The sequence below is a fragment of the Serratia sp. BFP-2025 genome (assembly GCF_050880365.1).
Classification (GTDB): Bacteria; Pseudomonadota; Gammaproteobacteria; order Enterobacterales; family Enterobacteriaceae; genus Serratia; species Serratia surfactantfaciens.
On the sequence record NZ_JBPAFV010000003.1, the window covers coordinates 153752 to 173846 of the forward strand.

Here is a 20095-nt window from a genome sequence, read left to right on the forward strand (position 1 = left end):
TTCTCTTTTAGGATGCGATCCGGGCGACGAGAATAATCGCCGCCCCGTAAGGTGATTAATTTTTCATGACGTAGCCGTAAGCGCGGTTCCAGCCGTCCTCATCCTGTTGGATATAAACGCCCTGCAATTCCGGTGCGAATCCCGGCAATAAGTTGATGCCTTCTTCCAGTGCCAGGAAATAACGCTGAGCGGCGCCGCCCCAAATTTCACCAGGCACCACGCACAGCACGCCTGGTGGGTAAGGCAGGGCGCCTTCGGCGGCGATGCGGCCCTCGGCCTTGGCCAGCGACACCAATTCCACATTGCCGCGCACGAACTCGGTATTGGCGTCCTGCGGGTTCATCACCACGCGTGGGAAATAGCTTTTGCGGAACATCTCTTTTTGCAGTTCTTTAACGTCATAGCTGACGTAAAGGTCGTGCATTTCCTGGCACAGCTGGCGGATGGTGTAGTTTTTGTAGCGCTGCTGGTGGTTTTTATAGACTGCCGGCAGCACCTCGCTGAGCAGGGAGTTTTGCTCGATGTGCTTCTCGAAGCGGGCGATCAGGGCTACCAGGTGCTGCATCTTGGCGATGTCTTCCGCCGGCGTCAGCAGGAACAGGATCGAGTTGAGATCGCATTTTTCCGGCACGATGCCGTTTTCGCGCAGGTAGTTGGCCAGAATGGTCGCCGGGATGCCGAACTCGCTGTAGCTGCCGGTCGCGGTATCGATGCCCGGCGTGGTGAGCAGCAGTTTGCACGGATCGACGAAATACTGCGATTCGGCATAGCCTTCAAAGGCGTGCCATTTCTCGCCGGGCACGAAGTTGAAGAAGCGCAGATCGTTGGCCATCGCCGCGGTGTCATAGGCCTGCCACGGCTTGCCGTCGATCTGATCCGGCACGAACGGTTTGATCATCGTGCAGGTATCCAGCAGCATTTTGCGCGCTTCGATGCCCACGCGCACGCACTCCTGCCACAGGCGCTGGCCGCTTTTGCCCTCGTGCATCTTGGCGTTGACGTCCAGCGCGGCAAACAGCGGGTAGAACGGGCTGGTGGAGGCGTGCAGCATAAAGGCGTTGTTGAAGCGCTTGTGGTTGCAGTAGCGGCTCTGTCCCTTGATATGCTTGTCTTTTTTGTGGATCTGCGAGGTCTGCGAGAAACCGGCCTGCTGTTTGTGTACCGACTGGGTGACGATGATGCCGGGATCGTTTTCGTTCAGTTCCAGCAGCAGCGGCGAGCAGTCTTTCATCATCGGAATGAACTGCTCATAGCCCACCCAGGCGGAGTCGAACAGGATGTAGTCGCAGAGGTGGCCAATCTTGTCGACCACCTGACGGGCGTTGTAGATGGTGCCGTCGTAGGTGCCGAGCTGGATGATCGCCAGGCGGAACGGGCGAGCCTCGTTGGCGCGTTCCGGCGCCACTTCGCGGATCTGCTGGCGCAGGTAGCGTTCGTCGAAGCAGTGCGCGTCGATGCCGCCGATAAAGCCGAACGGGTTACGGGCGGTTTCCAGATATACCGGTGTGGCACCGGCCTGGATCAACGCGCCGTGGTGGTTGGATTTATGGTTGTTGCGGTCGAACAGCACCAGGTCGCCGCGCGTCAGCAGGGCGTTGGTCGCCACCTTGTTCGAGGCCGAGGTGCCGTTGAGCACGAAGTAGGTCTTGTCGGCGTTGAACACCTTGGCGGCGTGCTGCTGTGCGGCGCAAGGTGCGCCTTCGTGGATCAACAAATCGCCCAGTTTGACGTCGGCGTTACACATGTCGGAGCGGAAAAGTGTTTCGCCGTAGAAGTCGAAGAACTGGCGGCCCGCCGGGTGTTTGCGGAAGAACTCGCCGCCCTGGTGGCCGGGGCAGGCGAAGGTGGCGTTGCCCATTTCTACGTATTGCGTCAGCGTGTTGAAGAACGGCGGCAGCAGCTCGCTCTCATATTTGGCGGCGGCGGCCTCCAGCTGTTTGCCGTAGAACTGGGTATTCTTGCCGCACAGTTCAAACACGCCGTGCAGCGCCGGCAAGACGGCGTTATCCAGCTCTTCTTCGCAGCAGACGGCGACGAACAGCGGGATGTTCAGGCCGTGTTCTTCGATGCGCGTCACCATGCCTTGCGCGACGTCGTCTACCGACAGCACGATGGCGGCGACGTCATTGAAATCGCTGTGATGCACATCGACGATGTCGCGTTCAGTTTCAAAGCAGCCGAGGGTTTGGGTGTTGGCGGCAATTTTTAATTTTTTCATTTTTCTCATTCTTCAGGCAAAGGCAGTCCGCCGGCAAATAATTCCATTTGCCGTTAACGCCTTCACGAAAATAAAGGTGTGCGAGAACCCAGTGATGCCGAAAGGCATTAACTGTGTTCGTTGTTTTATTTGGCTTGGATGCGCTTGGCCGAAATTAAAAATGCATTGCGTGTCCTTCCCGGTTAGCGAGAAAGAGACATTATCACCGGAGTGCGGAGAATAAAGTGAAACGCAAAGACACTCTTATCAACGGCGTAAGAGCGAAGGGGAGGGTTATCTGTAGTTGAAGAATGCGAAGCTAAAGCAGCTGCGATGAGCCATCATCATAATATGGGTTGTACGCCTGATGTGTGCCATTTTTCGGTTATTGTTTTCCATTTTCTAATCCACCTTGCTGAGTGAAAAGATGGCGCTATTTTAGCGCAAGATTCGCTAAAAATCGTGATGAGAATCACATAAATGCCGGTTTTGATAAATAACTATTCACCGGTTATGCAATGTGTTGCATAAGTATCATCCGGGTGCAGAGGTTGGCATGTAAATGAATTGCTAATGTTCGCGAGCCCTGAACGCTTAATTTCAATGGCGCTCGGGAAGGAATAAAAAAAGCGGTCAAATAACCGGCTGCATAACGATCAAATAAATCTGTATTGTGTTATTTATGTTATCAACCTGCTTTATGCTCAAATAAATAAAAATTCACTATCTGTGTTTTTATATTCATTTTTGTTTTTTGGCGATTATCGTTATTTGTGACTCGCTTCAACAACGCAGGGTAAGATGAGGCGAGTGAACAGGGAGGCGATTGACCTTGAATACCCCAGAACAACGGCAGCAGATTGCGGATTTCATCGGTAAGCAACACGTCTTGACGCTGTGCGCCGGCGACGGCCTCGACATGTGGTGCGCCAATTGTTTTTACGTGTTCGACGCCGCGACGATGGCGCTGTGGCTGATGACCGAACCGCACACCCGCCACGGCGGGCTGATGCTGAACAACGGCCGGGTGGTCGGTACCATCGCGCCGAAACCGAAAAGCATCGCGCTGATCCGCGGCGTACAGTACCGCGCCGAGGCGGTGCTGCTGAGCGGCGAAGAAGCCGAGGCGGCGCGCGCGCGTTACTGCAAGCGTTTCCCGATCGCCAGGGCGATGAAGGCCTCGGTTTGGCGGCTGGATCTGCACGAGGTGAAGATGACCGACAACACCCTGGGCTTCGGCAAGAAGCTGCACTGGGCGCGGTCTATACTTTAAGTCGACGTATTGATTACAACGGGAGATCGCATGGCGCGAGCACTGTTAGTCGGCGCAACCGGGCTGGTGGGGCGCGAGTTGTTGCAGCGGTTGCAAAGCGATCCGCAGATAACGGCCATCGTGGCGCCGACGCGCACGCCGCTGCCGCCGCACGGCAAGCTGACCAATCCGGTCGGCGACGCGCTGTTCGAGTTGCTGAGTAGCCTGCAACAGCCGGTCGATTTGGTTTTCTGCTGCCTGGGCACCACCCGCCAGGCGGCGGGCAGCGCCGATGCCTTCCGCTACGTCGATTACCAGTTGGTGGTGGAGAGCGCGCTGACCGGCCGCCGGTTGGGGGCGCAGCACTGTCTGGTGGTGAGCGCATTGGGCGCCAATGCGGATTCCACCTTCTTGTATAACCGCACCAAAGGCGAGATGGAGCAGGCGCTGCGCGAACAGCACTGGCCGCGCCTGACGCTGGTGCGGCCTTCCATGCTGGTGGGGGATCGCCCTGCGCCGCGCCTGATGGAGCGCCTCACGCTGCCGCTGTTCAGGCTGTTGCCCGGCAAATGGCGGGCGGTCGCCGCCAAAGACGTGGCGCAAACGCTGCTGCAACAGGCGTTCACGCCGGGTGAAGGGGTCAGGGTGCTGGAGTCGGATCGGCTGCACTGCTACCGAGGCTGACGCTGAGGTGATCGAACGCCAGCTCCAGCCCGGCGGGCAGTTCGTGGTCCAGTAGCCACCGATCGAGATGATGACTGATGTGCGTCAGCAGCGTGCGTTTGGGCTGCAGCAACCGTTGCGTCTCCTGCGCGCGGGTCAGATCGTTGTGGTTGCGCGGCGCCTGCGGCTGAGGCGGCAGGCTGCAATCGAGCACCAGCAGATCCAGTACCACGTTCTGCAGATAGTCGGCGGTGGCCGGCGGCAGGCCGACGGTGTCGGTCAGGTAGGCCAGTGAAGCGCCCGCCGCCTGGATCAGATAGCCGTGGGTCAGTTTGGAATGTTGCAGCGGCAGCGGGGTGATGCGCATGCCGCCCAGTTCGACGGTGGCGAAGGGCGCCAGCGGCGGCTGAAACGCCAGAATGCCGGGGTGTTTGAACAGATCGTCGCAGCCCTGTTCATCCGGCGGGCCATATACCGGAATGGAATTTCCGCACCCCCAACGCAAAGGAAATAACCCCTGAACGTGATCCATGTGGTAATGTGTCAGTAAAAAACGTTGAATTTGCCCCGCCGAAAATCGCCGCTCCAAAGCCGGTAATCCCGCATCCAATAAGGTCGTTTCCCCCTGATAGTTGAGCATGGCGCTGCACGCTCGCCGCCGAAATGCCGGCTCGCGCCGCGCCCGTTGGCAGATAGGGCAGTCGCAGCCGAACACTGGCACCTGCTGCGCGCCGCCGGTGCCGAGAAAGGTCAGTTGCATTGCTCCCCTCCGTTAAAGGTACTTCTGCGCAAAGCGGTTGATGTCGCGAAAATCCGCCAGCCGCGCCTGCAGCGTAGCGTGATCCCAGTGCCACCACTGGCTGCGTTCGATGCGTTCTATCAACGCGTCGTCAAAGCGCATGCCGATCTTTTTGGCCGCCACGCCGGCGACGATGCTGTAGGGCTCCACGTCCTTGGTGACCACCGCCGCGCTGCCGATCACTGCGCCGTTGCCGACGCTGACGCCCGGCATCAGGATGGCGTTATGGCCGATCCACACGTCGTGGCCGACGGTGACGTGGTGCTCGCGCCGCCAGTCGAAGAACGCCGCGTCGTCTTCCCCCAGCCCGTATTCGGAAGCGCGGTAGGTGAAGTGGTGCTGCGCGATGCGCTGGTAGGTCGGGTGGTTGCCGGGATTGATGCGCGCATAGGAGGCGATGGAGACGAACTTGCCGATGGTGGCGTAAAAGATCTGGTTGTGCCCGGCGGTGTAGGAGTAGTCCCCCATCTCCACCTCTTCCAGGATCGCATCGTCGGCCAGGTGCACATACTGACCGAGCCGGGTGCGGTTAAGGGTCACGTTGTCGCCGATTTTCGGCTGGGCGAAGTCGTTCATGGCGTCGCGTCCTGAGTTTGTCGGGTAGTGGTGGGCAGCAGCGCCAGCAGCGCCGCCAGGGTGTCGTCGAGTGGGCCGTCGTTGTGCAGCACCCGGCAGCCGGCGGGCAGGCTCTGCTGATATTCTGCCGCCCGCGCCAGCCGCTGCTCGATCTGCTCGGCGCCTTCTCGCCCGCGATCCTGCAGGCGCTGGCGCAGGATCGCGGCGCTGACCTGCAGGCACACCGGCAGCAGCTGCGCCCCATAGCGCTGCTGTGCCTGCGGCAGGTGGGCGCGCGAACCGTTGACCGCCACGTCGATCCCCTGCAGCAGCCAAAGATCCACCTCGATCCCAAACGCGTAGCGCTGCTGGTGGGCCTGCCAGTCGAGCGCGAACAGCCCCTTGGCGCGGCGGCGCAGAAATTCCGGTTCGCTCAGCGCGATATGATTCTCGCAGCCGGCGTCCGCCGGCCGGGTGATATAACGGTGCGCCACTAGCGGCGCGCGGTCGGCGTCGGCCCGCAGCGCGGCCAGCAGGCTGTCCTTGCCTGCGCCGGAAGGCCCCATCAGATAGATGAGCCGCGCCATCAGAACACCTGCCTGCCCTGACGCCACACGTTCTGCACATAAACGTGCTCGCCGTGCGGCCGCGCCAGCACCAGATCTGCCCGCAATCCTTCGGCGATGGTGCCGCGATCCTGCAGATCCAGCGCCCGCGCCGGGTTGCGGGTGATCATGCGCACCGCCTGGGGCAGATCGTAGGCGTTGCGCTCGTCCGCTGCGAGGCGAAACGCCGCGTCCAGCAGGCTGGCCGGGTAATAATCGGAAGAGAGAATGTCCAGCACGCCCAGCGCCGCCAGATGGTGCGCCGCCACGTTGCCGGAGTGGGAACCGCCGCGCACGATGTTCGGTGCGCCCATCAGTACCTGCAGGCCCTGCTGGTGCGAGGCGCGGGCGGCCGCCTCGGTGGTGGGGAACTCGGCAATCGCGCTGCCCAGCGCGCAGGATTCGGCCACGTGCGCGGCGGTGGCGTCGTCATGGCTGGCCAGCGAGATGCGGCGCGCGCGGCAGTGGGCGGCGATCGCCTCGCGGTTCGGTGCGGCCCAGCGGGCGGACAGGGCGACCTGCTGCTCCTCGTACTCGCTCATCTGTTGGTCGTTGAGGTGGTATTTGCCCTGATAATATTCGCGGTATTTTTCGCGTGAGGCGAACTGGCGCTGGCCCGGCGAGTGGTCCATCAGCGACACCAGCGACACGCCCGGCTTGTCCATCAGCTGTTCAAACAGCGGCAGCGTGCTCTCGTGCGGCAGCTCGCAGCGCAGGTGCAGCCGATGCTCAGCGCGGTTCACCCCGGCGCGCTGGCTGTGGATCACCGCGTCGATCATCTTCTGCAGGTTTTCCAGCCGGTGGCCGCCGTCGCGCACGTCGCCGATCGCCACTGCGTCCAGCACCGTGGTGATGCCGTTGGCCACCATCAGCGCATCGTGGCTGCTCATCGCCGAATGGGCCGGCCAGTCGACGTTCGGGCGCGGGGTGAAAAACTTGTCCAGGTTGTCGGTATGCAGCTCGATCAGCCCCGGCAGCAGCCAGCCGCCGTCGCCGTCCAGCGCCTGCGGCAGCCGGCTTGGGCCGTCGGCGAAGCTGCGGATCACGCCGTCCTGCATCTCCAGCGAGCCTTGCACCACCTGGTCATCCAGCACCAGCTTAACGTTATTGACGATCATCAGAGGGCCTCCAGCGCCTGCGGCGCCTGCATGTCATAAAGCCGGTCGGCGACCTGTCGGCGGACGCCTTCATCATGGAAAATGCCGACGATCGCCGCGCCGCGCGCCTTGGCGCGTTCGATAAGCTGCACCACCGCCGCGCTGTTGCGGCTGTCGAGCGAGGCGGTCGGTTCGTCCAGCAACAGAATGGGGTAATCGACGATAAAGCCGCGCGCGATGTTCACCCGCTGCTGTTCGCCGCCGGAGAAGGTGGACGGCGCCAGCGGCCACAGGCGCTGCGGCACGTTGAGCGCAGCGAGCAGCGCTTCGGCGCGTTCACGGCACTCGGAGCGCTCGACGCCCTGTTCCAGCAGCGGCTGCATCACCACCTCCAGCGCGCTGATGCGTGGGATCACCCGCAGGAACTGGCTGACCCAGCCCAGCGTATGGCGGCGCACCGCCAGAATCTGGCGCGCGTCGGCACTGACCATGTCCAGCCAGTCGCCCTGATGGTTGATCCAGATATGGCCGCTGTCCGGCAGGTAGTTGGCGTACAGCGAGCGCAGCAGGGTGGATTTGCCGCTGCCGGAGTGGCCGTGCAGCACCACGCATTCGCCGCCGTGGACCGTCAGATTGGCGTCGTGCAGCACCGGCAGGCGGGTGCCGTATTGCTGATGCAGCACAAAGGTTTTACTGAGATGTTCAACTCGGATTTGCATAGTCATCTGTTATCGCCTTGGGTTACGACAGTACCGAAGAAACCAGCAGCTGGGTGTAGGGGTGGTGCGGATCGTCCAGCACCCGATCGGTCAGGCCGCTCTCCACCACTTCGCCCTGTTTCATCACCAGCAGGCGGTGGGCCAGCAGCCGCGCCACGCCAAGATCGTGGGTGACGATCACCGCCGCCAGCTGCATCTCCACCACCAGGTTGCGCAGCAGATCGAGCAGGCGCGCCTGCACCGACACGTCCAGCCCGCCGGTCGGCTCGTCCATAAACACCAGCTTGGGGTGGGTGACCAGGTTGCGGGCGATCTGCAGCCGCTGCTGCATGCCGCCGGAGAAGGTGGTCGGTAGATCGTCGAGGCGCGACAGCGGGATCTCGACGTCCTCCAGCCACTGGCCGGCCTGGCGGCGAATGTCGCCATAGTGGCGCTGGCCGATAGCCATCAGCCGCTCGCCTATGTTGCCGCCGGCGGAGACCTGCGGCCGTAGCCCGTCGAGCGGATGCTGATGCACCACGCCCCAGTCGGTGCGCAGCAGGCGGCGGCGATCGCTCTCCGCCATGGCGTACAGGTCGTGCTCCTGGTCCGCCTGCGGGCGGTAAAGGATCTGCCCGTGCTGCGGCGCCAGCCGCGCCGAGATCGATTTCAGCAGCGTGGTTTTGCCGGAGCCGGATTCGCCGACGATGCCCAGCACTTCACCGGGGTAGATGTCGAACGACACGTCGCTGAAGCCCTTGCCGGGGGCGTACAGGTGGGTGAGCTGGTTCACCGACAGCAGCGGGGTGGTGCTCAAAGGGGTGGAAGTCATCAGTGCTGCGCCTCTTGCGAAGATTGCGCCAGCTGCTGCCGGCAGTAGTCGGTGTCCGAACAGACGAACATGCGGTTGCCCCGATCGTCGAGCACCACCTCGTCCAGGTAGCTGTGGCGCGAGCCGCACAGCGCGCAGGGTTCGTCCCACTGCTGCACGCTGAACGGATGATCGTCGAAGTCCAGGCTCTCCACCTTGGTGAATGGCGGCAGGGCGTAGATGCGTTTCTCGCGCCCGGCGCCGAACAGCTGCAGCGCCGGCATCATGTGCATTTTCGGGTTGTCGAATTTCGGGATCGGTGACGGATCCATCACGTAGCGATCGTTGACCTTCACCGGGTAGGCGTAGGTGGTGGCGATATGGCCGTAGCGCGCGATGTCCTCATACAGCTTCACCTGCATCACGCCGTACTCCTCCAGCGCGTGCATTTTGCGGGTCTCGGTTTCGCGCGGTTCGATAAAGCGCAGCGGCTCCGGGATCGGCACCTGATAGATCAGGATCTGGTCTTCGCGCAGCGCGGTTTCCGGAATGCGGTGACGGGTTTGGATCAGCGTGGCCTCCGGCGTGCGTTCGGTGGTTTCCACCCCGGCGACGCGCTGGAAGAAGCGGCGGATCGACACCGCGTTGGTGGTATCGTCGGCGCCCTGGTCGATCACCTTCAACACGTCGGCGCGGCCGATGACGCTGGCGGTGAGCTGAATGCCGCCGGTGCCCCAGCCGTAGGGCATCGGCATCTCGCGGCCGCCGAACGGCACCTGATAGCCGGGGAGCGCCACCGCCTTCAGGATGGCGCGGCGGATCATGCGCTTGGTCTGCTCGTCCAGATAACCGAGGTTATAGCCGGTCAATACTTCACTCATCGCGGGCCTCCTGACGCTCGCTGTATTCCTGTCGCAGCCGCTTGAGCAGCTCCAGTTCGGCCTGGAAGTCGACGTAGTGCGGCAGCTTGAGATGGGAGACGAAGCCGGCGGCCTCGACGTTGTCGGCGTGGGCCAGCACGAACTCTTCGTCCTGCGCCGGGCCGGCGACGCCTTCGCCGTAGTCGGGGCTTTGCAATGCGCGGTCCACCAGCGCCATCGCCATCGCTTTGCGTTCGGCGCGGCCGAACACCAGCCCGTAACCGCGGGTGAAGTGCGGCGGATGGTCCTTGGGATCGACGAAGCCGTTGACCATTTCGCACTCGGTCAGCAGGATCTCGCCGATATCGATGGCAAAACCGAGCTCTTCAGGCACGATCTCCACCGAAACGTGGCCGGTGCGGATCTCGCCGGCGAACGGGTGGTTGCGGCCGTAGCCGCGCTGGGTGGCGTAGCCGAGCGCCAGCAGGAAGCCTTCGTCGCCACGCACCAGCTGCTGCAGGCGCGCCGAGCGCGAGCAGGGGTAAACCGGCGGGTTGCGGGTGATGTCGTCCGGTGTGCTGCCGTCGTCCTGTTCCTCCCGCGCCAGCTGCTGGCGACACAACAGATCGAACACGTGGCTGCAGTTGTCCGGCAGCGGTTCGTCGGCCTGCGGCGCGCGCGGCGCTTCGCCTTCCGCCAGCAGCGCGAAGTCCAGCAGCCGGTGGGTGTAGTCGTAGGTCGGCCCCAGCACCTGCCCGCCGGGCAAGTCCTTGTAAACCGCCGAGATGCGCCGCTCCAGCCGCATGTTTTCGCTGGCCAGCGGCTCGCTGACCGCCAGGCGCGGCAGGGTGGTGCGATAGGCGCGCAGCAGGAAAATCGCCTCCACCAGATCGCCGCTGGCCTGTTTGATGGCCAGCGCCGCCAGCTCGCGATCGTAGATGCCGCCTTCGGTCATCACCCGATCCACTGCCAGCCCCAGCTGCTGTTCGATTTGTTCCGCGCCGATCGCCGGAAGCGCCTCGTCGCCGCGCCGCAGCTGTTCCTGCAGCTGATGGGCGGCCTCAATGGCTTTTTCGCCCCCTTTTACCGCTACGTACATCAGCACACCTCCACGCGGGTGGTCCGCGGGATCGCCAGCAGGCGATCGCCGCAGGTCAGCAAAATATCCAGCCCCAGCGGGAAGCGCTGCGGGCGGTTGACCAGGTAATCCAGCAGCGCCGGCGGCAGGCGCGGCGCGATCAGGCGTTGGCTCTCGATGCCGGGGCCGCTCAGGCGCAGCGCGGTGCCGTTTTCCAGCTCGCCGAGCTGCACGATGACCGTAGTGCCGCATTCCGGCGAGATTTCAGTGCCGTGCGGCAACACCTGCAGATCGGCGGCCTTAACGTGCTCATCGAACAGGGCAAAGCAGACCTCCTGCGCCGTGGCGGCCAGCGGCGCGCCGCTGTGAAAACGAATGTTGGTTAGCACTTGCTCACTATTGAGCGCAGCGCACAGCTGCAGCGGCGTTTCCTGATCGGCCAGCGTCAGCAGCGCGGCGGTGCTGGCGGCGTTCAGCGGCGCCCAGGCCGGGCCGTTCGGCAGCGTCACCCGGTAGCCCGGTTCGCTCAAGGCTTTAAGAATCAAACGGAAAGCGTGCTGCGATTGGTCTATCGGTTGCTCAAAACCGGTCAATAAACTCATGGCTTAATCCCCTCGCACCAGCGTAAAGAAGTCCACCCGGCTGGCGGCGATCGCCCGGGCGCGCAGCTGGCGCTGTTCGTGCTGCAGTGCAGCCAGCGGCGCGATCAGCTGTTGTTGCAGGCGTTCGCCGTGTTCCGGCTGTTGCAGCAGCGCATCGGCCAACGCGCACAGCTCGGCGTGCGCCTTGTCGCGCCCGGCGATATAGCTGTAGCCGTAACCGCCGTTGTCCAGCAGCACCACCGCGCGGGTGACGGTCATGTCCCCCAGCACGAAGCGGCGGCCGGTGGCGCCCATGCGCCCCTGCAGCTGGGCCAGGCCGATCTCCGGCGCGCGGATGCTGCGGTAACCCGGGCTGAGGTTCAGCGCCTGCCAGTGGCTGCGCAGCTGCTCGGGCTGGCTGTGCGCCAGCACCGACATCCAGCGTTGTCTCGACTCTAAGGCGTGCATTCAGTGCTCCATCGTCAGTTCAATCATGTCGGCACGGGCCAGGCTGACGGAGTATTCCGCCACGTCTTCGCCGCCGCTGCGGACGTTAAGGGTGCGCACGCACAGCAGCGGCGCGTGGGTGGCGATCTCCAGCAGCCGGCTCTCTTTGGCCTGCGCGCGGCGCGCGCTGATGCGCGTCTGGCGGCGGGTCAGCGGCTGCTGCAGGTGCTGCTCGATAAACTGGTGCAGCGAACCGCTGTGGAACTGCTGCAGCGCCGGCCACCAGTCCAGATCCGGCAGATAGTGGTCGATGACGCTCATCGGTACGCCGTTGACCCGGCGCAGAGTGCGCAGGTGGATCACCATTTCGCCTTCCTCACGCGAGAGCGCGCTGGCAACATGCCCATTGCACGGGCGCAAGACAGCGAGTAAGCGCTCACTGGTGGGATGGCTGCCCTGCTCGAACAGGTTCTGGCTGAAGCGGGTGTTGGCGTGCAGCGGGTAGTCGTAAGGCCGCATCAGCACCAGAATGCCGACGCCGTGGCGGCGCTGCAGCCAGCCGCGTTCCACCAGCTGATCCACCGCGCGGCGCAGGGTGTGGCGATTGACCTGATAACGCTCGGCCAGCTGCTGTTCCGAAGGCAGGTAGTCGCCGCAGCGGTACTGCGTGCGCAGCTCCTGTTCCAGCTGCGCGGCGATCTGCTGATAGCGGGTGGGATAGGTGGTCGGATGTCTAGATAACTCCATCATAATAAAAACCTCGTCATACCGATGGCTGTGCGATGAAGGCGGAAGCGGTGCGTTTCATCGTGCGTCTACCCTGTGGTTTTCAAGTTGGCATCATGGTGACGGGCGCAGATGACAATCGCGTTACGCCTCGGTGGCGAACAGATGAACTATTTAGGACAGCCCGAACGTGCACGGGCGGCGGCGGCGCGCTATGCTGGCACCACTGTTGACTGACTCTGGCCGCTACCATGCCGCAACCTCTGAACGCCCCTGAACACGCCCCACGCGCCTGGCCGCTGTGGAAACCGATCCTGTTTCTGCTGGTGGTGGCCGTCGGCCTCTACTACGTCAAATGGCAGCCTTACTACGGCAAGGCGTTCGTGGCGGCGGACAGCCATTCGATCGGCAAATCGATCCTGGCCGACGGTGCCGCGAGCCCCTGGCTGGCGGCCTGGCAGTACGCGCTGGTCTACTTCACCGCGGTATGGAAGGCGGCGCTGCTCGGAGTGCTGTTAGGTTCGCTGGTGCAGGTGCTGATCCCGCGCGACTGGCTGGCGCGCACGCTCGGCCACCGGCGTTTTTCCGGCACCGTGCTGGGGGCGCTGATCGCGCTGCCGGGCATGATGTGCACCTGCTGCGCCGCGCCGGTCGCCGCCGGCATGCGCCGCCAGTCGGTGTCCAGCGGCGCCGCGCTGGCCTTTTGGCTCGCCAACCCGGTATTGAACCCGGCGACGCTGGTGTTCATGGGATTTGTGCTCGGTTGGCCGTTCGCCGCCATCCGCCTGGTGGCGGGCGTGGTGATGGTGCTGGGTATCGCCTGGCTGGTGCAGCGCGTGACCGCCAACGACCCGCAGCCCGCCGCGCCGCAGCCGCCGGTGATGACGGCGCAGAGCGATGAGCGGCCGTTCCTTGCCCGCTGGGGCAAAGCGCTGTGGGCGCTGTTTTGGTCGACCATCCCGATCTACGTGCTGGCGGTGCTGGCGCTGGGCGCGGCGCGGGTCTGGCTGTTCCCGCACGCCGACGGCGCCGTCGACAATAGCCTGCTGTGGATCATCGCGCTGGCGATCGTCGGCTGCCTGTTCGTTATCCCCACCGCAGCAGAAATCCCGATCGTGCAGACCATGATGCTGGCGGGCATGGGCGCCGGCCCGGCGCTGGCGCTGCTGATGACCCTGCCGGCGGTCAGCCTGCCTTCGCTGCTGATGCTCAACAAGGCCTTCTCCGCCCGGGCGCTGTGCCTGACGGCGGCGCTGGTGGCGCTGTGCGGCGCACTGACCGGCGTGGTGGGGATGGGGTTGGTGTAGCTTACCGCTGCTGATGAGTGGCTTGAGGCTGTCTCAAGGAAGAGATGGAAATGGAACAGCGGAATAAACCTGAAATGGACGTAGGGGCGATATTGTTGGAGCAAGCGTTGCGTGAAAGAGTGGATGCTGCCCTTTCACGCTTAAGAAACGGCACCGCGGTTTATCTCAGCCATTCGGAGGTAGAAAAACGAATGGCTATATTTAAAGCGAAAATCCGGGGACGTGATTGGCGAGGGGGATGAGGGGGCTTAGCTCTGGGGCTGGGCTGGCAGGTTTTGTGGGTAGAAGACTGCGTTATCTACCAGGCGGCTTTGAGCGAGAAGCGGACGTCAAAATCATGGCGATAGGGATTTTATGCCACATTAAATACAACAACCCGATCCTAAATAGCTGCGCGGAATAGTGCTCCACTTTTTACCAACCCTTGTGAGACAAGGATATTGGACGTTTTCGCTGGCATGTGGCGCTACATCAGACTTGTCATGTTACGTATCTCCAATGCCAGGCAGATTCCCATAAATGACAGGTGTAGCGGTATTAGGCGCAGCTATTTAGAGCACGCCCGATAAATTCCACACTTGCCCTGAACTCAATACGCCTTAGAATGAGGGCTTCCATAGCAGTTAAAGTCATAAAACTACTATCTAATTGGGTTGCCCAATTCAAAAATGGGCTTTTAGAACACAGCATAAAGAGGTTTACGATGCCAGAGATTAAAGCAGGTGGAATGGTCTATACGGTGCCAGATTCTATGGTGTTTGAAGGAGAGGAAGTCGAAATTTCTTCCTCTGATTTGGTACCAGCATATGGCGAGCACCATGAAGAAGGTGACGACCCAATCGGTGTAGACTTGCATATGGAGCTTCCAAATCAAGGTACGGTAATTTTTGGTATTGGTTCTGATGGTTGGAACGGCGTTTCCGTAACTGCAGGCCCATTAAATGGTAACGACAGTGCTGTTGATACCCTTCCAGAACCCCCCGCGAGTTTTGTTGAGCAGGTGTACATAGCGCCTGCTGATGACGATTACGAGGAGGAAGAGGAATAATTCAAGTCTGGAGAAGCTCTTTAAAGAGGGCTTTTTCTATTTGGAACTTGTTTGTATGCATCACCAACATCAATCCTTCACACCTTGGCATTGATAACATCAAATCAACGATTCAAACATGTGGTAATGCTCAATTTCATCAGCTTCGCGGTTGAAGTGAGAAAAAAGTGCCTAAATGGAAGAAAAGCGAAAGCCTATATTTGCACAGGTTTTTTGGGCAAAAATAGCAATTAGATAGTAATTAACTCGCTGTTTTTAAAGAAAAATAATACTGCGGAGTTTGTGCGTAACGAAGTAATACCTGCTCAATCGTTACCGTTCGATGATGGGTAGCGCTCTCATGGAATAGATAACGGGTAATGCATAGTGGCAAAGTTTCATATCGACTCAATCCAAAATTGGGAACCCTTTGAGCATGACGGCGAAACTTATTCGCTTTCACATCTCGATGTGCACGAGATCACGTACAAAGGTCAGAAGCAGGACTATAAATTTATAGTGACTTATGGTCTTCACTGCTTCGAAAAAGACGGCACGTTTCACAACATCCCTCTGATGTATGAAGATGGGCGCGAGCAGTTACCATCTGCATGGAACGTTACGAGGCTGACCTGCCGCCAATCTCATTGCAGATGGCTTTCCCTTCAGCGAACTCATTCTTCCTAGTCGTGATTTATCCTTCCTTTAGATTTCGGGAACATTGGCCCGGACGCTCTCTTTTAACATGACAGTCCGCTTCTGGCACAAAGCAGCCCATCAGATTAACGCCATGCCGTAGCGCTGCCAGCTCAAGTCTGTGCAGCTAGCTCAGCGCAACCTATGCACCACCTGGTTGCTGCTGCCGCGCCAGATCAGCGCCGGGTCTTTCAAATCCTGCACGAACTTGCCGTCGATCAGCACGTTGATCCTGTCAACCACCTGCATTTGCTGCGCGTCCAGTTCCGCCAGCCGGTAGCCGGTCCACAGCCAGATATCCTTGCCGGGGCATTCGGCGCCCACCCGTTTCACCAGTTGCAAGATGCTCGGCACGTTGGCCGGGTGCAGCGGATCGCCGCCGGAGAGCGACAGCCCCTGGCGCGGCACGCGTGTATCGTTCAGATCGGCGATGATGCGATCTTCCAGCTCTGGGATAAACGGCAGGCCGGAGTTGAGCCGCCAGGTGCTTTTGTTGTAGCAGCCGGGGCACTGGTGCACGCAGCCGGCGACAAACAGCGTGCAGCGGGTGCCGGGGCCGTTGACGACGTCGATTGGATAGTACTGGTGATAATTCATGTGAGGCCTGCCCATCAGGCTAATTTACTGGCCATTTTGCCTCCGGGCAGTGCTGCCAATCCTCACGTACTGCGTGTACGCTGCGGTTGGTGCGCGCTGCCCGAAGGCAAACTGGCGGCGACAATCACGCCTGATGAACAGGCTTCTGCATAGGCTGCACGGCGCTTTTCAGCCGAGCTGCCCATTACCGAGGTGTTTCACCCGGCGTTTCACCTCTTCCTGCTTGCCGGCGTTGAACGGCCGGGCATCGGGGCTGCCGAGATAGCCGCACACCCGGCGGGTGACCGAGACCTTGGCCGAGTCGTGGTTGCCGCATTTCGGGCAGGTGAAGCCTTTGCTGGTGCAAGAGAATTCACCGGTGAAGCCGCACTCATAGCACTCGTCGATCGGCGTGTTGGTGCCGTAGTAAGGCACCCGGCTGTAGCTGTAGTCCCACACGTCTTCCAGCGCCTTCAGGTTGTGCTGCAGGTTCGGGTATTCGCCGTAGCAGATGAAGCCGCCGCTGGCCAACGGTGGGTAGGGCGCTTCGAAGTCCAGCTTGTCGTACGGATTGACCTTCTTCTCCACGTCGAGGTGGAAGCTGTTGGTGTAATAGCCCTTGTCGGTGACGCCCGGCACTACGCCGAAATCGGCGGTGTCCAGCCGGCAGAAGCGATCGCACAGGTTTTCGCTCGGCGTGCTGTAGAGGCTGAAGCCGTAGCCGGTTTCGTCTTTCCAGGCGTCGACGGCGGCGCGCAGCCGCGCGACGATCGCCACCGCTTTGGCGCGCAGCGCTTCGTCGTCATACACGTGGTTTTCGCCGCCGAACAGTGCGTTGATGGTCTCGTGCAGGCCGATGTAGCCCAGCGAAATTGAAGCGCGGCCGTGCTTGAAGATCTCGGCGATGTTGTCGTCGGCCTTGAGCCGCACGCCGCAGGCGCCTTCCATGTACAAGATTGGCGCCACCCGCGCCTTGATGCCTTCCAGCCGGGCGATGCGCGTCATCAGCGCCTTTTTCGCCAGCTGCAGGCGCTGATCCAGCAGCGTCCAGAAGCGCGACTCATCGCCCATCGCCTCCAGCGCGATGCGCGGCAGGTTGAGGCTGATGACGCCGATGTTGTTGCGGCCGTCGTGCACCAGCTCGCCGTCCTGCTCGTAGGTGCCAAGGAAGCTGCGGCAGCCCATCGGCGTTTTGAACGAGCCGGTGACCTTCACTACCTGATCGTAGTTGAGGATGTCCGGGTACATGCGCTTGCTGGCGCACTCCAGCGCCAGCTGCTTGATGTCGTAGTTCGGATCGCCGTACTGGTGGTTGAGGCCGTCGCGGATGGCGAACACCAGTTTGGGGAACACGGCGGTCTTGCGGTTTTTGCCCAGCCCGGCGATGCGGTTTTTCAATATCGAGCGCTGGATCAGGCGCGACTCCCAGCTGGTGCCGAGGCCGAAGCCGAAGGTGACGAACGGCGTCTGGCCGTTGGCGGTGTGCAGGGTGTTGACCTCGTACTCCAGCGACTGGAAGGCGTCGTAACACTCTTTCTCGGTGCGCGCCATGGCATAGCCTTTGGCGTCCGGGATCTGCCATTCTTCCGCCACCTGCAGGTGCTTGCGGAAGCTCTCGTCGACGAACGGCGCCAGAATTTCATCGATGCGGTTGATGGTGGTGCCGCCATAAATATGGCTGGCGACCTGGGCGATGATCTGCGCGGTCACGGCGGTGGCGGTGGAGATCGACTTCGGCGGCTCGATTTCGGCGTTGCCCATCTTGAAGCCGTTGGTCAGCATGCCTTTCAGATCGATCAGCATGCAGTTGAACATCGGGAAGAACGGTGAGTAGTCGAGATCGTGGTAGTGAATTTCGCCGCGTTCATGGGCCAGCACCACGTCGCGCGGCAGGATGTGCTGCTTGGCGTAGTGTTTGGCGACGATGCCCGCCAGCAGGTCGCGCTGGGTGGGGATCACCTTGCTGTCCTTATTGGCGTTTTCGTTCAGCAGCGCGCGGTTGCTCTGCTCGACCAGGCCGCGAATCTCCTGGTTCAGGCGGCCGCGTAGCTCGCGCGCCACGTCGCGATCGTGGCGGTATTCGATATAGGCGCGCGCCAGCTGCTTGTATTCGCCGGCCATCAGCTGGTTTTCCACCGCCTGCTGGATCTCGTGGATATCGACGCGCGGCTGTTGCTGCATGCGCTGAGCGACCACGCGGGCGACGGTGGCGCAGTAGTCGGTGTCGACCACGCCCACCGCCAGCGCGGCGCGCTCGATGGCCTGCGCGATGCGCGCTTCGTCAAAAGGTACCTGGCAACCGTCCCGCTTAATCACTACTGGTTTCACGTTGTACTCCTTGTTCCCCGAGGGAGCGTTCATACCCGCCTGACGCGGCGAGCAACCGTCAAATTTCGCTTATCCACAGGGCAAAGCCGCAGCGCGCAAGGGCTGTGGCGACGTGTGGATGATTTTGTGGATAACTACTATATATAGGTGTTAGCAATTCTTAATGCACTATATATAGATATTGGCGCGATTCTTTTGATGTAGAACAAGGAAAACGGAAGAGCGTGTGCAAGCTGAACAGACGTCAATCGCCCGTTGGCCGATCGCGAAAATGTTCCAGCAGAAAGTCGACCCAGACGCGTACCCGCGGCGGCAGATCCGCCGAGGCGTAATAGAGCCACAGCTGCACCGGGCGCGGCCAGCATTGCGCCAGCACCGGCCGCAGCGTGCCCTGCTCGAAGTGTTTCTCGACGTACCAGCGCGCCAGGTTGACGATGCCCAGCCCGGCCAGCGCCGCATCCAGCAACATCTCCGGGCGGCTGGCCACCAGCCGCCCGTTCAGATCCAGCGCCAGCGTTTCGCCCTGATGGCGCAGCTGCCATTTGACGTGGCGGCCGTTGGCCGGGTTGCGGTGCAGCAGGCAGTCGTGGCGCAGCAGATCGTGCGGCGTTTGCGGCTCACCGCACCGCGCCAGATAGTCCGGCGACGCCGCCAGCACCATGTGCATCGGGTAGAGCGGGCGAGCCACCAGCCGGCTGTCGGGATCGACCCGGCTGCCGATGCCGACGTCGAAACCTTCGCCCACCAGATTTACCACCCGGGCATCCAGCGACAGATCGAGATCGATCTGCGGATAGCGCGCCAGAAATTGCGGGATCAACGGCATCAGCATCCGGCGGCCGAAGCCGGGGATCATCGTGACGCGTACCACGCCGGCAGGCGCCTGCCGTTCGCCGCCGGCGCTCTCCAGCGTCGCCGCCAACGCCTGCCACAGCGGCGCCACCTGCGCCAGCAGCGCTTTGCCCTCGTCGGTCAGCAGCACGTTGTGGGTGTTGCGCTGAAATAGCCGCAGCGCCAGCTTCTCTTCCAGCGCGCGGATGTTTTTGCTGACCGCCGCCGGCGTCACGCCCAGCTGGCGAGCGGCGGCGGAGAAATTTTGCGCCTGCGCGGCGGCGAGGAAGGCCGGCAACAGGCGGTGCACGTCAAAGGGCAGCGACATAGTGGTTGATACTTTTGGTTGAAATTGAAGTGACCTTTAACAGCCTACACCCGAAGCGGCGGAAATGGAAAAATGCCCTCATCTTCTTATGACCGAGGAATCGTTATGTCGCGCATTTTAGTGTTAACCGCCCACCGCACCCCCGACGAGTCGCGCATCAACAAAGCGCTGATCGCGGCGCTGAGCCCGTTGCCCAACGTCACCGTTCACGAACTGATCCGCGCGTATCCGGATTACCGCATCGACGTGGCGCGCGAACAGGCGCTGTTGCAGAGCCATGATGCGGTAGTGATGCTGTTCCCGTTTTACTGGTACAGCTCGCCGGCGATCCTCAGCGAATGGCAGGATGCGGTATTAACCTACGGTTTCGCCTACGGCAGCGAAGGCACCCAACTGCACGGCAAGCCGCTGCAGCTGGTGGTGAGCACTGGCGGCAACGCGCAGGCCTATACGGCGGAAGGGTACAACCGTTATCCGGTGCAGGATCTGCTGCTGCCGTTCCACGCCATGGCCAACCTGACCGGCATGGATTATCTGCCGCCGCATCTGGTGCAGGGTGTGTTCGACATGAGCGATGAACGCCTGGCGCAAGAGGCCGCCGGGGTGGTGGCGTTGCTGGGGAAATGGTAGGGC

At 61.6% G+C, this 20095-nt stretch carries 22 protein-coding genes; 6 read left to right on the top strand and 16 right to left on the bottom strand.

Annotated features, from left to right (window positions below):
* Positions 1-55: 55 nt before the first annotated feature.
* Positions 56-2218, bottom strand: coding sequence for an ornithine decarboxylase SpeF (speF, locus tag ACRAWE_RS18820; RefSeq protein WP_432525729.1), 2163 nt, complete (start codon positions 2216-2218; stop codon positions 56-58).
* Between the two features lie 273 nt (positions 2219-2491).
* A complete protein-coding gene (gene speFL / locus ACRAWE_RS18825; RefSeq protein ID WP_004933443.1) occupies positions 2492-2596 on the bottom strand; it encodes a leader peptide SpeFL in 105 nt (34 codons plus the stop codon).
* Between the two features lie 433 nt (positions 2597-3029).
* Between speFL and ACRAWE_RS18830 the strand changes: the two genes are divergently transcribed.
* Positions 3030-3470: a YhbP family protein gene (locus tag ACRAWE_RS18830; protein ID WP_015376428.1), complete on the top strand. Its 441-nt coding sequence runs from the start codon at positions 3030-3032 to the stop codon at positions 3468-3470.
* 30 nt (positions 3471-3500) lie between these two features.
* On the top strand, positions 3501-4133 hold the full coding sequence (locus ACRAWE_RS18835) for an NAD(P)H-binding protein (protein WP_198635740.1): 633 nt from the start codon (positions 3501-3503) through the stop codon (positions 4131-4133).
* Here ACRAWE_RS18835 and phnP read toward each other — a convergent pair.
* The 11 genes from phnP to phnF are packed head-to-tail and all read right to left on the bottom strand — an operon-like array spanning position 4090 to position 12393.
* Entirely contained in the window at positions 4090-4872 is a 783-nt protein-coding gene (gene phnP / locus ACRAWE_RS18840; RefSeq protein ID WP_432525731.1) for a phosphonate metabolism protein PhnP, read from the bottom strand. The genes ACRAWE_RS18835 and phnP overlap by 44 nt on opposite strands.
* A 12-nt stretch (positions 4873-4884) precedes the next feature.
* On the bottom strand, positions 4885-5487 hold the full coding sequence (locus tag ACRAWE_RS18845; RefSeq protein ID WP_015376431.1) for a DapH/DapD/GlmU-related protein: 603 nt from the start codon (positions 5485-5487) through the stop codon (positions 4885-4887).
* Entirely contained in the window at positions 5484-6053 is a 570-nt protein-coding gene (gene phnN, locus ACRAWE_RS18850; RefSeq protein WP_074055390.1) for a ribose 1,5-bisphosphokinase, read from the bottom strand. Before phnN ends, ACRAWE_RS18845 begins: the two co-directional genes overlap by 4 nt.
* The gene (gene phnM / locus ACRAWE_RS18855) at positions 6053-7189 is read right to left on the bottom strand and encodes an alpha-D-ribose 1-methylphosphonate 5-triphosphate diphosphatase (RefSeq protein ID WP_004933428.1); all 1137 of its coding nucleotides are present in this window, start codon (positions 7187-7189) and stop codon (positions 6053-6055) included. Before phnM ends, phnN begins: the two co-directional genes overlap by 1 nt.
* The gene (phnL, locus tag ACRAWE_RS18860; protein WP_432525733.1) at positions 7189-7893 is read right to left on the bottom strand and encodes a phosphonate C-P lyase system protein PhnL; all 705 of its coding nucleotides are present in this window, start codon (positions 7891-7893) and stop codon (positions 7189-7191) included. Before phnL ends, phnM begins: the two co-directional genes overlap by 1 nt.
* A gap of 16 nt (positions 7894-7909) precedes the next feature.
* Positions 7910-8698, bottom strand: a complete 789-nt coding sequence (gene phnK, locus ACRAWE_RS18865) for a phosphonate C-P lyase system protein PhnK (RefSeq protein WP_019453318.1) — start codon at positions 8696-8698, stop codon at positions 7910-7912.
* A complete protein-coding gene (locus ACRAWE_RS18870; RefSeq protein WP_432525734.1) occupies positions 8698-9558 on the bottom strand; it encodes an alpha-D-ribose 1-methylphosphonate 5-phosphate C-P-lyase PhnJ in 861 nt (286 codons plus the stop codon). The genes phnK and ACRAWE_RS18870 overlap by 1 nt, the downstream gene beginning before the upstream one ends.
* The gene (locus ACRAWE_RS18875; protein WP_156866154.1) at positions 9551-10636 is read right to left on the bottom strand and encodes a carbon-phosphorus lyase complex subunit PhnI; all 1086 of its coding nucleotides are present in this window, start codon (positions 10634-10636) and stop codon (positions 9551-9553) included. The genes ACRAWE_RS18870 and ACRAWE_RS18875 overlap by 8 nt, the downstream gene beginning before the upstream one ends.
* Positions 10636-11217: a phosphonate C-P lyase system protein PhnH gene (phnH, locus tag ACRAWE_RS18880; RefSeq protein WP_312425629.1), complete on the bottom strand. Its 582-nt coding sequence runs from the start codon at positions 11215-11217 to the stop codon at positions 10636-10638. The genes ACRAWE_RS18875 and phnH overlap by 1 nt, the downstream gene beginning before the upstream one ends.
* Before the next feature lie 3 nt (positions 11218-11220).
* Complete coding sequence (gene phnG, locus ACRAWE_RS18885; RefSeq protein ID WP_063918040.1) at positions 11221-11664, bottom strand: phosphonate C-P lyase system protein PhnG; 444 nt, start codon at positions 11662-11664, stop codon at positions 11221-11223.
* Positions 11665-12393, bottom strand: a complete 729-nt coding sequence (gene phnF / locus ACRAWE_RS18890; protein WP_015376439.1) for a phosphonate metabolism transcriptional regulator PhnF — start codon at positions 12391-12393, stop codon at positions 11665-11667.
* A 227-nt stretch (positions 12394-12620) separates the two neighbouring features.
* Between phnF and ACRAWE_RS18895 the strand changes: the two genes are divergently transcribed.
* The 3 genes from ACRAWE_RS18895 to ACRAWE_RS18905 all read left to right on the top strand — a co-directional run bounded on the left by ACRAWE_RS18895 (position 12621) and on the right by ACRAWE_RS18905 (position 14724).
* Entirely contained in the window at positions 12621-13676 is a 1056-nt protein-coding gene (locus ACRAWE_RS18895) for a permease (RefSeq protein WP_063918041.1), read from the top strand.
* A 44-nt stretch (positions 13677-13720) separates the two neighbouring features.
* Positions 13721-13918: a hypothetical protein gene (locus ACRAWE_RS18900; protein ID WP_432525735.1), complete on the top strand. Its 198-nt coding sequence runs from the start codon at positions 13721-13723 to the stop codon at positions 13916-13918.
* Positions 13919-14379: 461 nt separating this feature from the next.
* Entirely contained in the window at positions 14380-14724 is a 345-nt protein-coding gene (locus ACRAWE_RS18905) for a hypothetical protein (protein WP_259389985.1), read from the top strand.
* An 807-nt stretch (positions 14725-15531) separates the two neighbouring features.
* On the opposite strand, the gene nrdG is transcribed toward ACRAWE_RS18905, so the two are convergent.
* The 3 genes from nrdG to ACRAWE_RS18920 form a co-directional block, all read right to left on the bottom strand.
* A complete protein-coding gene (gene nrdG, locus ACRAWE_RS18910; protein WP_432525736.1) occupies positions 15532-15996 on the bottom strand; it encodes an anaerobic ribonucleoside-triphosphate reductase-activating protein in 465 nt (154 codons plus the stop codon).
* 168 nt (positions 15997-16164) lie between these two features.
* On the bottom strand, positions 16165-18303 hold the full coding sequence (gene nrdD, locus ACRAWE_RS18915; protein ID WP_432525737.1) for an anaerobic ribonucleoside-triphosphate reductase: 2139 nt from the start codon (positions 18301-18303) through the stop codon (positions 16165-16167).
* A 244-nt stretch (positions 18304-18547) separates the two neighbouring features.
* On the bottom strand, positions 18548-19462 hold the full coding sequence (locus ACRAWE_RS18920) for a LysR family transcriptional regulator (RefSeq protein ID WP_044029840.1): 915 nt from the start codon (positions 19460-19462) through the stop codon (positions 18548-18550).
* Between the two features lie 105 nt (positions 19463-19567).
* Between ACRAWE_RS18920 and ACRAWE_RS18925 the strand changes: the two genes are divergently transcribed.
* A complete protein-coding gene (locus tag ACRAWE_RS18925; protein ID WP_432525738.1) occupies positions 19568-20092 on the top strand; it encodes an NAD(P)H-dependent oxidoreductase in 525 nt (174 codons plus the stop codon).
* Positions 20093-20095: the final 3 nt, after the last annotated feature.

Bases quoted from the DNA above. Each gene is read 5' to 3' on its own strand.
- speF (WP_432525729.1), bottom strand. From the start codon at position 2,218: ATGAAAAAATTAAAAATTGCCGCCAACACCCAAACCCTCGGCTGCTTT.
- speFL (WP_004933443.1), bottom strand. From the start codon at position 2,596: ATGGAAAACAATAACCGAAAAATGGCACACATCAGGCGTACAACCCAT.
- ACRAWE_RS18835 (WP_198635740.1), top strand. From the start codon at position 3,501: ATGGCGCGAGCACTGTTAGTCGGCGCAACCGGGCTGGTGGGGCGCGAG.
- phnP (WP_432525731.1), bottom strand. From the start codon at position 4,872: ATGCAACTGACCTTTCTCGGCACCGGCGGCGCGCAGCAGGTGCCAGTG.
- ACRAWE_RS18845 (WP_015376431.1), bottom strand. From the start codon at position 5,487: ATGAACGACTTCGCCCAGCCGAAAATCGGCGACAACGTGACCCTTAAC.
- phnN (WP_074055390.1), bottom strand. From the start codon at position 6,053: ATGGCGCGGCTCATCTATCTGATGGGGCCTTCCGGCGCAGGCAAGGAC.
- phnM (WP_004933428.1), bottom strand. From the start codon at position 7,189: ATGATCGTCAATAACGTTAAGCTGGTGCTGGATGACCAGGTGGTGCAA.
- phnL (WP_432525733.1), bottom strand. From the start codon at position 7,893: ATGACTATGCAAATCCGAGTTGAACATCTCAGTAAAACCTTTGTGCTG.
- phnK (WP_019453318.1), bottom strand. From the start codon at position 8,698: ATGACTTCCACCCCTTTGAGCACCACCCCGCTGCTGTCGGTGAACCAG.
- ACRAWE_RS18870 (WP_432525734.1), bottom strand. From the start codon at position 9,558: ATGAGTGAAGTATTGACCGGCTATAACCTCGGTTATCTGGACGAGCAG.
- ACRAWE_RS18875 (WP_156866154.1), bottom strand. From the start codon at position 10,636: ATGTACGTAGCGGTAAAAGGGGGCGAAAAAGCCATTGAGGCCGCCCAT.
- phnH (WP_312425629.1), bottom strand. From the start codon at position 11,217: ATGAGTTTATTGACCGGTTTTGAGCAACCGATAGACCAATCGCAGCAC.
- phnG (WP_063918040.1), bottom strand. From the start codon at position 11,664: ATGCACGCCTTAGAGTCGAGACAACGCTGGATGTCGGTGCTGGCGCAC.
- phnF (WP_015376439.1), bottom strand. From the start codon at position 12,393: ATGATGGAGTTATCTAGACATCCGACCACCTATCCCACCCGCTATCAG.
- ACRAWE_RS18895 (WP_063918041.1), top strand. From the start codon at position 12,621: ATGCCGCAACCTCTGAACGCCCCTGAACACGCCCCACGCGCCTGGCCG.
- ACRAWE_RS18900 (WP_432525735.1), top strand. From the start codon at position 13,721: ATGGAAATGGAACAGCGGAATAAACCTGAAATGGACGTAGGGGCGATA.
- ACRAWE_RS18905 (WP_259389985.1), top strand. From the start codon at position 14,380: ATGCCAGAGATTAAAGCAGGTGGAATGGTCTATACGGTGCCAGATTCT.
- nrdG (WP_432525736.1), bottom strand. From the start codon at position 15,996: ATGAATTATCACCAGTACTATCCAATCGACGTCGTCAACGGCCCCGGC.
- ACRAWE_RS18920 (WP_044029840.1), bottom strand. From the start codon at position 19,462: ATGTCGCTGCCCTTTGACGTGCACCGCCTGTTGCCGGCCTTCCTCGCC.
- ACRAWE_RS18925 (WP_432525738.1), top strand. From the start codon at position 19,568: ATGTCGCGCATTTTAGTGTTAACCGCCCACCGCACCCCCGACGAGTCG.